This is a genomic window from Bacillus sp. FSL H8-0545 (genome assembly GCF_038006105.1).
Taxonomy (GTDB): domain Bacteria; phylum Bacillota; class Bacilli; order Bacillales; family Bacillaceae_G; genus Bacillus_A; species Bacillus_A cereus_U.
This window is the reverse complement of the sequence record NZ_JBBOUO010000001.1, coordinates 1449593-1463470: the sequence shown is the minus strand read 5'-3', so window position 1 is coordinate 1463470 and position 13878 is coordinate 1449593. Positions and strand designations below refer to the sequence as shown.

Here is a 13878-nt window from a genome sequence, read left to right as displayed (position 1 = left end):
TTAACGCCCTTCTTTCTCGTTCACGCGACCTACATACTCCATAACCATATCTGTTGTAACAAGTTTACGCTGCGGCGCAACGCCGCGTTTTGCAAGGTCATTAATTTGCTTTGTTACCATATTAATTGCATCAACTGAGAAATGTTTTCCATTTGATGCAAGTGCGATCGCAGCCTCAATTGCTGCTTCGCGTTGCGCATCTAATTGTAAAAATATTTTTACAATCTCATTTTGTTTACGAGAATGTGCTGTAATTGCTTTATGTACTTCCATCTTCTCTTCCCCCTAATAATTTATACTTATTTGTTTAATTTCATTGCAAGCCGAATCATATCACGACATACAATTCCATTTTCAATAATCTCTTCTTCATAATGCTTTGAAAAGTAATCAAAATCAATAGAAAAAATACGAAATCCACATTTTTGATATAACGCAAGTTGTGAAATGCTAGAATTACCTGTACCAACTTCAAGTTTGTACATATTATATTCTTTAGCTTTTTCTATTGCATGCAACAATAACCCCTTACCAATACCTTTTCCTTGCATATGTTCTACAACCGCAATATTCATAATTTCCATTGTCTTTGGTCTTGTTTCCAAAAGCACATATACACCGATAATGCTTTCTTCTTGTTTAGCTATATACGTAAACCCTCTCTGTACATATGCATCAATTTGGCGTTCACTTGGATCAGCAAGGAGCAATAAAGATTTCGGTATAGCTTCTTTCGAAATACGCTCTATTACAACAGACATAAAAATTCCCCCTTCCCTATTGTTCTAAACCCCCCTTGTCTACCATAGATAATAGAAAGGAGGGATTCACCATGGACAACAATGAGAAAAAATGCAACGTCATCTCTATTGATGGAAAGAAAAAGAAGAGCGACACATATTCCTATCCAAAATTAGTAGTAGAAAACAAAACGTATGAGTTTTCTTCATTCGTCTTATGCGGTGAAACACCAGACGGCAGACGCTTAGTTCTTACCCATATGATTTCTACTGATGAGTTTGCAGGGTTTGTAAAATCTTTAGATACTGTACTACAAAAGAAAATTGAACGAATCTTTTTTTCATAACGGCTATTTAATATAAATTTCTTTTTCAATTTCTACTAACTGCTTTTGTAGCTCTTCTTTACTTTGTTCATATAGTGATACATCAATTGTTTCAGCTAAAGCGAATAATATACTTTCATAATAATTCTCAACATCTTGCTGCATCACTTTTTGGAATAGGTTCCATTTTGCATCCCACTCTTGCTTATAATGATGAACGAATAAATCTTCTTCATCAGCTACATAGTTTGATACGAAAGGTTCTAACACTCCTTTAGCGTCTTCTTGCATAAAAGCTTTATCATTTTTTTCAAAAAAGCTTTTCTCATTTTTAAAATGTGCCAGTGCCTTTTTAAAATCTTTTATTTCTATTGAAGGAAACGGCTCTTTATGTGTAATAACTTTATATTCATAATCCACTGTTCCACCCATAGAAATCGATTCATTTTCCACTTTGCAATTCACAACAATTTCATCCTTTGCACGCTTCATCGCTTCATCTATCCATTTTTCAAGACGTAATGATGTCGCACGCATTTCTTGTAATAAATCATGTTGAATAAATGAAACTAATTCCATTACACATTGTTGCAACTGCATTTTCACATTCCCGTCTGTTCGTAACGACGCCGGATTAATAAATTCAGTAAACACATCGTTATAGCGTAAAAATAGACGTTGGTGTACATAATAAAGCAATTCTTTCACTTCATTTTGCATTGCTTGCTCTTCAGCAAGTACACTATATGATGAAATAATATGAAGTAGCTGATCACGCTCTGCTTCATATTTTTTTGTTTGCTTCTCTTTCTCATCATTTCCCTGCTTCGCGCCATTTATCATATTTACAAGAAGCTGATTCGCTCCTTGCAATGCACTATATAAAGCGTGCACAGATACAAGCATTAAATCCCTCATCATAAAGGACGTAAATGATTCTTCAAACTTAGCAATCCCAGAGTTTTGTAAAATACCATACTTTTCTTTATCAATACTTTTCCCTTGCTTTTCTTCAAGTGCACATAAACTTGAAATTGCAAATAAACGTGGATTTCTAATACCGTATTGTAAGAGCTGCTCCGCAATATAACCTTTTACCATTTCAAGTTCTTCTTCGGATTGTGCTAAATCGGCAGCATTTATTAAGAAGAACATTTTATCAAGTGCAAATGTATCCTTTACACGACCGAGCTGAATTAAAAACTCACGATCTGCGCGAGAGAAAACATGATTATAGTATGTTACGAATAAAATAGCGTCTGCGTTTTTAATATATTGAAATGCAACATCCGTATGGCGAGCGTTAATAGAATCCGCCCCTGGTGTATCTACAAGCGCTACTCCTTGCCTTGTTAAAGCACAATCATAATAAAGCTCCATATGCTCAACAAAGCATGATTTTTCTTCATTAGCTACATAATCAGAGAACTCCTCTAACGTAACTTGTACTTGTTCCCCTAAATGATTAGCAACTGCCTCATATCCTTTTTGTACCGCTCGTAAAAAGCTAAATGTTGTTTTTTGCTTCCCGCTTGGTGAAGGATATTTCATAATTTTATCAATTTGCGTTAACGCTTCTTCCAATGTAGCAATTTCATAGTGAAACATTTTATAAACAGCTTTCATATCTTCTAACAGCGCTTGCTCTGATTTAAACTGGACAATTACCGTTCCATGTTGTTTATCTTCTGTAACTGGCAAAATTTGATTTATTGTTGCTGTCGTTGGGTTTGGCGATACAGGAAGTACCTTTTCACCAAGCAATGCGTTAGCAAATGATGATTTCCCAGCACTAAAAGCTCCAAATAACGCTACTGTAAATTGCTTCGTTTCTACACGCTGTCTTTTTCCAACTACTTCTTGCTGTAAATGTTTCATTGTAGGCAATGGATCTAATATCGTTTCAGCTTTCTTCACTTTTTCTAATATACGCTGAATATTTAAAGCTTTCGTTCCTTTAATCTCTTCTTCACTAACCGCTACGTTGTCATTTACAATTTCTTGCTCTTGTAGTGTAAACTTCTCACTAACAATTTGTTTTTTACTTTGTAATATTTCGTCTATTTGTAATTCATCTGGTATAGAAACATGTTCATTCCAAATATCTCCTAAATAGATCTCATATTCCTCATACTTCTTAATGTATTGTAATTTCGTTTCTTTTGCTGTTTGTAACATCGTGTGTTTTTCAATTTCTTCTTCAATACGAGCAATCTCTATCTTCACTTTCTTCTGCAATATACCCGTACTTTTCCCGAAAATTTGCTGAGATTTCATAAAGTATCTTTTCTTTAACTCATTTGCAACGTCAGCAGTATAAAGAAGTAAGTAATCACCGGTAAATCCAGCCCCTTGTTTAATTGTTTCAGCCAACACTTCCGGTCCGAAAGCAATCTCTAACGCATATATGTCTTTCCCTATTTCTTCTGTAAATAACCCTTCTTCTTTTAAGAAGGCTACAATAAATTCTTTCACATGAAAATCAAGTTGCGTTTCAACAGTCTTTTGAAGAGCAGAATAAAAAGCATCTACACGTCTCTGTTTTTCTTGCTCCGTCTTTCCTTTCGCAAATAGCAAACCAACTTTAAACTTGGTTAATTTCGTTTCTAAATATTCATTTGCCAATTCTCTCATTTCAAATGGCATTAAATACGCGTTATCTAATATGGCTTGTAAACCTTTTATAAATTCATTTCTCACATCAGATTCTTTACTAGCCGCGCGATTTTTATTTTCAGTTAACTCTTCCTTTTTTTCAACTATCTCTGAAAGTGACAGTGGTGATGCTAATTCTTCTTCATATTTCATGAGATGTTTTTCATTTTCAGAAAGAATAAACGAACAATGTTCTTGCAGTAAATATTCTGTTTCTCGCTCCATTCCCTTTCTTACATACTGCTCTTTTTCTTTCATGATAGAAAAAATTAATGCTTCTAAACTTTGAATTTCATTGTATGGATGATTCATCATTCGCAATGATGTATAAAAAATACCATCTACTTCAATATCCCAGTTAGAAAAAGACTGTTTTACACTATCTCTATACTCTTCAAACGATAACTCATTTGCTTTATGTTTATCTATTTGGTTTACAACGAGATAAACCGTTTTATTACGTTGTTTCAATTCTTTAACAAATTGTAAGTTAACCTCTGATTGGACATGGTTATAATCCATCATATAGAAAATAACATCTGCTAGATGCAGTGTTGATTCTGTCGCTAATTGGTGGGCATCATCTGTAGAATCAATTCCGGGCGTATCAACTAACATAACCCCATCAGGAATTGGCGCATCATTTCGATAAATATGAACACCAATTACTTCATCACCGTCTTTACATATTTGTTTTAATTCTTCTGCTGAATATGCGCCGTCATATTCATACTGTTCTCCAGACTTAATCGTTACAACAACGCGATCAGATCCTCTTTCAATTTTAACGACGTTAGCACTCGTTGGAATCGGACTTGTCGGTAATAATTGCGCTTTATATAGGTGATTCATCATTGTCGATTTCCCCGCAGAAAAATGACCACAAAAAGCTAGCATAAGCTGCTCTTGTTTATATTTTTGAATCAATTCAAACAACTTCAAACTATTCTCTACATCGCCGTTTTTTTGCCACTCTTCATAAAAACAAACAAGTTTTTTCATACCGTTTGTCTGTACTATGTTTGTCATCCCCTTGTTCCCCTTTATCCAAGATGTATATACTTTATCCCGCTATTTGTGGGCAGTAAAAGCCCGTTTCGTGCGGTATAATAATCAATGAGGGATAGACCTCCCCGCTGATTAAAGTTTCACTTTATTATCATACTAAATTTTCAGCATATTCACATCAAAAATAAAAAATCCCTTTCATTCTTTTTACAAATGAAAGGGATTTTATGTAATATTATTCATTTTGTTGTTCCTACTCCATTTAATACATACTTTGTAACACCAACATATATAGCAATCGTTCCTGCAACAAGTGCATACACCATATTAACACACCAACCTTTTTTGATAATGATTATCAATTTTAAATACATTTTACCATTAAAGAGAATCATTATCAACAATTTTCTAAAAAAGAAAGCTCCTTCGGGAAAAGGAGCTTTACTGCCTGTTTTAAAGAAGTTTAAAACTTGCTGTGCACTCTTATTATATCTCATAATACACATCTTAACAGTTTTAAAAATTGGAAATCTCCCCTATCACCTTCCTCTTACATTTTGTATAATAAAAGGGAATTACTTATCAAGGAGGAAAATAATGACACAAAATCTTTCCCAAGGCGAGAGGATACACTCAATTGATATTATTAGAGGAATAGCTGTACTCGGTATTTTTCTTGTTAACTGGCCAGTTATCGCTGGTGTTGATTCTCGAGACATTTCCGGCGTTTATGATGGATTAGACAGCTATATTCGCTTATTTTATGACATGTTTATTCAAACGAAGTTTTATACTATTTTTTCATTTTTATTCGGATTAGGTTTTTATATCTTTATGAATCGTGCTGAGGCGAAAACAGATCGTCCGAAAACTTTATTTGTTCGCCGCTTGCTCATTTTATTATTATTTGGGTTCTTGCATTACGTTCTTTTATGGGACGGGGACATCTTACATAGTTATGCAATCGCTGGATTTTTCTTATTGTTATTTTATAAGAGAGAACCTCGTACTATTTTGATTTGGGCATTAGTTTTACTAAGCATTTTTCAATTTTTAATGCTAATTACTAGCATTGGAATTGCCTTAATGCCAAGAGATGAGCTAGGACTCTCCTTACCAATCATGCCATTAGAAGACTGGATGTTACAAATACAAAATCGTTTCCATGCGTTTTATTCTGAAGCAATTGGGCTAAGTGCATTCATGCTTCCAGAAACAGTTGGATTATTTTTGCTTGGTTTATATGCTGGCAAAAAAGATATTTTCCGCCGCTCAAAAGAATTAGATCCAAAACTAAAAAAATGGCAAATTATTATGTTCGTTTTAACATTACCAATGTGGTTCTTTATGGTTCGTTATTTCTTGTCAAAACAACCTTATGATCCGATTTATATGAGCGCCTTTACAATGTTTAGTGGAAAAACATTATTCATCTTCTACATTTTCACACTGATGCGTTTATTACAAAAAGAAAGATGGCAAAAATTATTACGCCCATTCCAATATGTCGGACGAATGGCGTTAACAAATTACATCACGCATACAATTGTTACGTTACTTGTATTCGGCCTATTTTTCAAAAATTATTATCCCGCTCCATTATGGGTCGGGCCACTATTTTGCATCGGTTTCTACACGCTACAAATCTTCATTAGCCGCTGGTGGCTTTCTCGTTATCAATACGGGCCACTTGAATATATTTGGCGGCTTGGTACATACGGTAAGATGATGCCACTTAAAAAGAAAAGCAAGGTCTCATAATGAGACCTTGCTTTTCTATGCTTCTCTTACTGCACTTTGCATCGGAACTGGCTCTTCTTTTACTTTCACTTTACGCTGCGGCACCATATTAAATACAATATTTAAAAGTACTGCTGATGCACTTCCAAGTACAATTCCATTATCAGTTAAAATACGAATATTTTCAGGAAGCTGTGAGAATAAAGTTGGAACGACTGTAACACCAAGTCCGATTCCGACAGAACATGCAACGATTAATAAATTCTCTTGTTTTCCAAAATCAACACTGCTTAACATTTTAATGCCATACGCCATTACCATGCCGAACATTGCTAACATCGCACCGCCAAGTACTGATTTCGGAATAATTGTTGTAATGGCTGCGATTTTAGGAATAAACCCAAGAGCAATTAACATACCACCACAAGTATAGATAATAACGCGATTTCTTACTCCAGTTAATTGAACAAGGCCTACGTTTTGAGAATATGTTGTGTATGGAAATGCGTTAAAAATACCACCTAGAACCATTGCTAATCCTTCTGCGCGATAACCTTTTGTTAATTCTTTTTCACCGATCTTTTTATTGCAAATATCAGATAATGCAAAATATACACCTGTTGCTTCCACAATCCCTACGCAAGCAACGAGAATCATCGTAATAATTGGCGTTAATTCAAATGTTGGGGTACCGAAGTAAAACGGCTGAATACCGTGGAACCAATCTGCCTCTCCAACCGCTTGCAAGCTTACTTTCCCCATAAATGCTGCAACGATTGTACCGAACAAAAGACCAAGTAATATAGAGATTGAACGGATAAATCCGTCAAAGAAACGATACATAATAATGATAAATAATAAAACACCAAATGCTAAAGCTAAATTTTCTAGACTTCCGAAATCTTTGCTTCCAACTCCTCCAGCCATATCATTAATAGCTGCTGGAACAAGTGTAACCCCAATGACTGTAACGACAGATCCTGTTACAACAGGAGGAAACAGTTTTACAAGTTTCCCAAATAATTTCGCGAAAATAACAACAAATAATCCCGCAGCAATAATTGCTCCATATATAGAGGACACGCCGTATTGTTTACCAATTGCAATCATCGGTCCAACCGCTGTGAATGTACAACCAAGTACAACCGGAAGCCCAATACCGAAAAAGCGATTTGATAATGCTTGTAAAATCGTTGCTACGCCGCACATCAATAAGTCGATCGATACTAAATACGTTAATTCTTGTTGGTTTAAACCAAGTCCCCCGCCAACAATAAGCGGAACAATAATTGCGCCAGCGTACATGGCAAGCATGTGCTGAATGCCAAGCGATGCAATTTTAAATGGGTGCTGCTTCATCGTTAGTTCACCTCCGAAGTTTCTTGCTGTACAAATGTAACTGTGCCGTTATCAAGTGATGCAATTTCTGCTAGTGATTCAACACGAACACCCTGTTCACGCAGCTTCTTTCCTCCATCTTGAAATGCTTTTTCAATAACAATGCCAATTCCCGCAATACTAGCCCCGGCTTGCTCTACTAAATTCATTAAACCTAAAGCAGCCTGACCATTTGCTAAGAAGTCATCAATAATTAGTACATGATCATTTTCATCAATATGATTTCGAGATAATGAAATCTCGTTCGTTTCTTGTTTTGTAAATGAGTATACTTCCGCAACATACATATTATCTTGTAACGTTAACGATTTACGCTTTCTTGCAAAAACTACTTTTACACCAAGCTCTAAAGCAGCCATAACCGCTGGTGCAATGCCTGAAGATTCAATCGTCACGATTTTTGTAATGTTCTCTTCTTTAAAACGCTTAGCAAATTCTTTTCCGATTTCTTGCATAAGTACTGGATCAATTTGATGATTTAAAAATGCATCTACCTTTAATACATCACCAGATAAAACCTTTCCTTCGTTCAAAATCTTTTCGTGTAATACTTTCATGTTAGTTCCTCCTCTTATGCAAATAAAAAACTCCAAAAGCCGCCACCACTCGTTACAAGTGAGAGACGTGCTTTTGGAGTTTCGCAAAAAAGAATGCTAAACAAGCAAATATATTCGTCCTCACTCATAGTCAAAGTATTTACGGTACTTCGGTAGAAACTTGCAGGCCATATCCCCGCGATTATATGAGTGTAGCTAACTTATTTATTTATAGAAGGATTATAACGCACTTTTTTCACTTTGAAAAGCATTTATCGAAAAAAACACGTACAAATTTTATGAAAACACCGTTTTTGTTCGAGTTTTCCCAACTTTCACATTTCATATTACAACGTCGTTAATATGATAGGACCATCCTTCGTAATCGCAATTGTATGCTCATATTGTGCAGATAATTTCCCATCCATCGTCCGTGCAGTCCATCCGTTTAAATCTACTTTAGAATATCGCATACCGGCATTTACAATAGGTTCAATTGTAATTACCATTCCTTCTTGTAATTCTGGTCCTTGCCTTGGCTTACCAAAATGAAAAATTGCTGGTTCCTCATGAATTTCTTTACCAATTCCGTGTCCCGTAAAGTCTCTTGCAACAGAAAACCCTTCAGAAGCTACATAACTTTCAATTGCGTATCCAATATCTCCAACATGGTTACCACTTATCGCTTGCTCAATCCCTTTATATAAAGCACTCTCTGCTACTAACAATAACCTTTTTGCTTCATCAGAAATATCTCCAACTATATACGTCCATGCAGAATCCGAAAGCGCACCATTTAAGTTTACTACCATGTCAATCGTCACAATATCTCCTTCACTTAAAGGAACATCTGTTGGAAACCCATGACACATTTCATTGTTTACAGATGCACATATTGCGTATGGATAATCGTTATACCCTTTCTGTTCGGATCTGGCACCATGCTCTTCTAAATATGCTTCAACAAACGTATCAATTTCTTGTGTAGTGATACCTGGTTTCATCATTTTTGCGATTTCTCTATGACAAGAAGCTAGTAACTTCCCCGATTCATGCATCAACTCTATTTCATTTTTCGTTTTAATTGTAATCATACTACCTTACCTCTCCTTACTAAACTTGCTATTTGCTACTAAACTTCAATCATACACATCCTCTTCCAAAATTTCAAAACTTCTAATTACAACAAGTACAAAAACAAACATCATTTATTTCTGCATCAAAATAAAAAAACAGAAGCCCCCTTCTGTTTCTTAATCATTTTTACATATATAGTTCATTTTCAAAAACTCAAAACAACTGCCATTCGTTTTTTGAATAAACGTCCCAACTGCTTCGAACCCTGCTTTTTTATATACTTTGATTGCCCTTTCATTAAATGCCGCTACCGATAATGTTATATAGTCACAGTTATATTTTTCTTTACTAAAATCTAATCCAGCTTTTACGAACTGTAAACCTAATCCATTGCCTGTTATATCAGGTCTCATTCCAAGGCCTATATCAACCGTTTGATTATTTATTTTACAAAAACTAAAGAAGCCAATTATACTATCGTTTTCTTTCACGACAAATGTAGTACTCCCTCTCATATGAGCATTTAAAAACTCCACTAAATCTTCTTGATCTGCCCCTATATCATAAAAAGAATACTCGCCTTCATAATGCCAGTTGTATGCAATTTCTTCTGCTTCCGCTTGCGACATTACTGTAAACATATAGCCCATTTCTCTCACTCCCTCATAAAAAAGAGCTGCAATTAAGCAGCTCCTGTTTTATAACTCATAAATCTCTTTATATTTAGCTTCTAAATAATCAGCTAAGTAGTTTGCATTTAAACCTTCACCTGTCACATCTTTTAAAATTTCAAGTGGTTTTTTCGTTTTGCCGTATTGGTGAATATTCTCTGTTAACCATTCACGAATTGGCGTCACGTTTCCTTCTTCTAATAATGCATCAAAGTTTGGAATATCCTTTAGCATCCTTTGTTTAAATTGCGCTGCATACATATAACCAAGCGCATAAGATGGGAAATATCCAAACGAACCGCCAGCCCAGTGAACGTCTTGTAATACACCTTGTGCGTCATTCTCTGGACGAATACCTAAATAAGTTTCCATCTTATCATTCCATGCCGCTGGTAAGTCTTTTACTTGCAGTGTGCCATCAAATAATTCTTTCTCCAGCTCATAGCGAACCATAACATGAAGCGGATATGTAAGTTCATCTGCTTCTATACGGATAAAGGATGGTTTTGACTCATTAATTGCATCATAAAACTCGTCTACTGATACGCCGTCAAATTGACCGTCACTATATCGCTTTAACAAATCATAGTTTTTCTTCCAGAACGACTTATTACGGCCAATGAAGTTTTCAAAGAATAACGATTGTGACTCGTGAATTCCCATTGATGTTCCACTGCAAAGCGGTGTTCCTTCTAGTTCCTCTGCAACATTTTGCTCATATACAGCATGACCACATTCATGAATCGTGCCGAAAACAGCCATACGGAAGTCTTTCTCATCGTAACGAGTCGTAATACGAACATCCCCTCTATTTAATGTAATTTCAAAAGGATGTACCGTTTCATCAAGACGACCCGCTTCAAAGTTATAGTTCAATTGTTTTAATAACTCTAAAGTAAAATTCTTTTGTTTTTCTTTTGAAAAATGTTCGGATAAAGCATTTGTTTTTAATTCTTTTTTAGACTCAGAAATTTCTTTCACAAGCGGAACGATACGTTCACGTAGTTGACCAAATACATGATCTAACACTTCTACTGTGATTCCCGGCTCATACATGTCTAATAGCGTGTTATATTTGTACGTTTCGTAACCCCAATATGTAATAAACTTCTTTTTGAATTCAACAATTTTTTCTAAATACGGACGGAACATTTCGAAGTCAGATTTTTCGCGAGCTTCTTCCCATACACTTTCCGCTTTCGCTTCTAATTTCACATACGCTTCATATTCCGCTTGTGGAATTTTCTTATTTCTATCATATTCTTTCCGACACTCTTCAACCATTTTCTTTGTCGTTTCAGAAAGTTTATTTTCAACAATTAAAGATTCTAGTTCAGTTAAATAGTTCCCCATCTCATCTGAAGTCGACATCACAAACACTTCGGATGAAAGCATTCCAATTACTTCTGAACGCTGGTCTACTCCTTGCTTTGGTGCACCTGTTCTTAAATCCCAAAACATTAAGCTTAATGCTTCTCCATAATTCTCTATCTTCTTCACATATGTTAAAAATTGTTTTTCTACTTCATATGTAGCAACTGTCATAGTATAAAAAAACCTCCTTTTTCTACCTCAACCTTATTTCGACATTAAAACATAAATTCCTTTTCTAATAGAAAAAAAAGCTTGGCAAATGCCAAACTTTTCCTTACAACATTTTTTCGCTTAAAGTACTTTTCCTTCTACCGGAAGCACTTTCTTCACTGCTTCTATCACTTTTTCATCTTCATTATCTGATAAGAATAATGATATAGCACCTTTATCTTCACTTGTACGAATTAAACGTCCAATTCCTTGGCGAAGACGTAAAATCATATAAGGCACATCTACGTCCCAGAATGGATCATTCACATGTTTACGCTTCGCTTCAAACACAGGATCGTTTGGAGGGAATGGTAATGACCAAATAATAACGTGTGATAATGATGAACCAGGAATATCTAAACCTTCCCATAAATGCACAGCACAAAGTACAGTCTCTTCTTCATTTTGGAAACGAGAAACGAGCTGACTAATTTCCTGATCCCCTTCATATAAGAACGGAACCGACATTTGCTCTTTACTTACATACTCTTTGAATGCTGCAAGTTCTTGCATTGTACGGAATAATACAAGCGTACGTCCATTTGTTTTCTGGATATTTTCAAGTGTATATTGACACTTTCTTTCCCATTCATTTTCTTTCGTATGCGATAGTAAGTTTACTGCCATTTGCTCTTCATAATCAAACGGTGAGGCAACTGAGAATGATAAATAATCTTTTACCCCTAGACTATTTGCTGTAAATGCGAACGAATCGTTATCCGATAATGTTGCAGATGAGAAAATGTACGGAATTTTCTTCGAGAATACTTTTTCTTGTAACACTTCTTCAACTGCACGTGGCATAATAACTAACGTGAAAGCACCATCACTTTCTTCACCCCACGTAATTACATTTTTCTCGTGCATGAAAAGACGAAGTGAATGCTCTAACACATCTAAATGCTCATCAACAATATTTAAATCGTATGTGTTTACTGTATGCATTTCACTTTCAAATACTAATGCATCACCGACTTCACCGATTTTCACATAAAGTCTTTTCGCTTCTGCAGTTACCTTTTCTGTCACAGTAATTTCTAAACGATCAGAACCTTCAATTTCCTTTTTATTCTCTTGTAGTACCCCAAAGAATTGTTCAGTTTGCCAAATTGTCTCTTCTACTAAATGTGCGAACTCTTCACGAATATCGTTTTGTAATAATCTCGTTAAAAGTTGCTCCATCATCGTTTGTTTTAAACGGTACGTTAAAGCTTTTTGAGCTGCATACTCTACAAGATGTCCTTCATCGAATACAACGCAGCTACTTTCTGGTAATAACGGAATTTGCCCTTCACGTTTACGTGCATCATATGTCCAAATATGATCCATATAGAAGTCTTGAGAACAAATAATTAAATCTGCAGCTTTACGATAATGTTCACGAGAAAGTGTTTGACCACAACGATGACGAGAATCACAAGTGAAGCAATCTTGGAAGTAATCCCAGTTTACCTTTGACCATTCCTCGTCATTTAACAGTGGAAATTCTTTTCGATCACCATAGTGAGTAAAGTTCTGCATCGTACCATGATCGAATACGAACTGAGGTAATTCGTAATATACATCTTCAATTACTTCTGGAGCTCGTCCACTCATAACATCTTCAAGTTTACGCAAACATAAATAATTATCCATTGATTTCGCAAGTCTAACATCAACAGATAGCCCTAATGCTTCAGATAACTTAGCAATGTCTCCTTCTTCTTTCACAAGCTGCTCAATTAACGTTTCATCTGCACAAGCGATAATAGCTGGCTTCCCTGTATAACGTGCATAACAAATTGCATATAGAAGATATACAATTGTTTTCCCTGTTCCTACACCTGCTTCTGCAAACATAACTTTCTTCTCTTGGAAAGCGCGTTCTAACTGAAACGCCATAAAAATCTGTTCATCACGCTCTTCAAAGCCTTTTTCCGGAAGAATGTCGTAAAACACATCTCCAATCCACTCATTCAACTTATCATAAAAATTATCTTGTTTCCCTACTTCAAATGGTAACCTATTCTCAGTAAACATCCTTAGCCTCCAACCAAACAGTTTTTCTATAAAAAGATATAGCAACTGCTACTCACATGTGTGCAGCCACTTTCCCCTGTTGCAATACATAGAAATACACGAAAAAAAATTTTCCTTTCGAAAA

12 protein-coding genes and 1 riboswitch are annotated in these 13878 nt (G+C 35.4%); of the genes, 2 read left to right on the top strand and 10 right to left on the bottom strand.

Annotation, left to right across the window (positions count from 1 at the left end; translation table 11 throughout):
- Together MHI07_RS07760 and MHI07_RS07755 are read right to left on the bottom strand one after the other, a co-directional pair.
- Positions 1-273, bottom strand: a complete 273-nt coding sequence (locus tag MHI07_RS07760; protein ID WP_002149260.1) for a DUF2533 family protein — start codon at positions 271-273, stop codon at positions 1-3.
- A gap of 26 nt (positions 274-299) precedes the next feature.
- Positions 300-761 (bottom strand): GNAT family N-acetyltransferase, encoded by a 462-nt coding sequence (locus MHI07_RS07755; protein WP_002158541.1) that lies wholly within the window; start codon positions 759-761, stop codon positions 300-302.
- 71 nt (positions 762-832) lie between these two features.
- Here MHI07_RS07755 and MHI07_RS07750 point away from each other — a divergent pair, with 71 nt between their 5' ends.
- A complete protein-coding gene (locus MHI07_RS07750; protein ID WP_000369740.1) occupies positions 833-1087 on the top strand; it encodes a DUF3931 domain-containing protein in 255 nt (84 codons plus the stop codon).
- Positions 1088-1090: 3 nt separating this feature from the next.
- On the opposite strand, the gene MHI07_RS07745 is transcribed toward MHI07_RS07750, so the two are convergent.
- Positions 1091-4750 carry a dynamin family protein gene (locus MHI07_RS07745; RefSeq protein WP_340822894.1) on the bottom strand — a complete coding sequence of 1220 codons (3660 nt, stop codon included), beginning with the start codon at positions 4748-4750 and terminating at the stop codon, positions 1091-1093.
- A 218-nt stretch (positions 4751-4968) separates the two neighbouring features.
- On the bottom strand, positions 4969-5226 hold the full coding sequence (locus tag MHI07_RS07740) for a hypothetical protein (protein ID WP_002158543.1): 258 nt from the start codon (positions 5224-5226) through the stop codon (positions 4969-4971).
- Positions 5227-5326: 100 nt separating this feature from the next.
- Between MHI07_RS07740 and MHI07_RS07735 the strand changes: the two genes are divergently transcribed.
- A complete protein-coding gene (locus tag MHI07_RS07735) occupies positions 5327-6490 on the top strand; it encodes a DUF418 domain-containing protein (RefSeq protein ID WP_340822892.1) in 1164 nt (387 codons plus the stop codon).
- Positions 6491-6505: 15 nt separating this feature from the next.
- On the opposite strand, the gene pbuX is transcribed toward MHI07_RS07735, so the two are convergent.
- From pbuX to MHI07_RS07705, 6 genes are all read right to left on the bottom strand, one after another.
- Positions 6506-7828, bottom strand: coding sequence for a xanthine permease PbuX (gene pbuX / locus MHI07_RS07730; RefSeq protein ID WP_002135328.1), 1323 nt, complete (start codon positions 7826-7828; stop codon positions 6506-6508).
- A 2-nt stretch (positions 7829-7830) separates the two neighbouring features.
- Positions 7831-8424: a xanthine phosphoribosyltransferase gene (locus MHI07_RS07725; RefSeq protein WP_340822890.1), complete on the bottom strand. Its 594-nt coding sequence runs from the start codon at positions 8422-8424 to the stop codon at positions 7831-7833.
- A 107-nt stretch (positions 8425-8531) separates the two neighbouring features.
- Positions 8532-8633: riboswitch (purine riboswitch) on the bottom strand.
- 117 nt (positions 8634-8750) lie between these two features.
- Positions 8751-9497 (bottom strand): type I methionyl aminopeptidase, encoded by a 747-nt coding sequence (locus MHI07_RS07720; protein WP_078181036.1) that lies wholly within the window; start codon positions 9495-9497, stop codon positions 8751-8753.
- Between the two features lie 159 nt (positions 9498-9656).
- Positions 9657-10130, bottom strand: a complete 474-nt coding sequence (locus MHI07_RS07715) for a GNAT family N-acetyltransferase (RefSeq protein WP_078173006.1) — start codon at positions 10128-10130, stop codon at positions 9657-9659.
- 48 nt (positions 10131-10178) lie between these two features.
- Entirely contained in the window at positions 10179-11696 is a 1518-nt protein-coding gene (gene ypwA / locus MHI07_RS07710) for a carboxypeptidase (RefSeq protein ID WP_016104345.1), read from the bottom strand.
- 120 nt (positions 11697-11816) lie between these two features.
- Positions 11817-13754, bottom strand: a complete 1938-nt coding sequence (locus MHI07_RS07705; RefSeq protein WP_340822883.1) for an ATP-dependent DNA helicase — start codon at positions 13752-13754, stop codon at positions 11817-11819.
- Between the last annotated feature and the right edge of the window lie 124 nt (positions 13755-13878).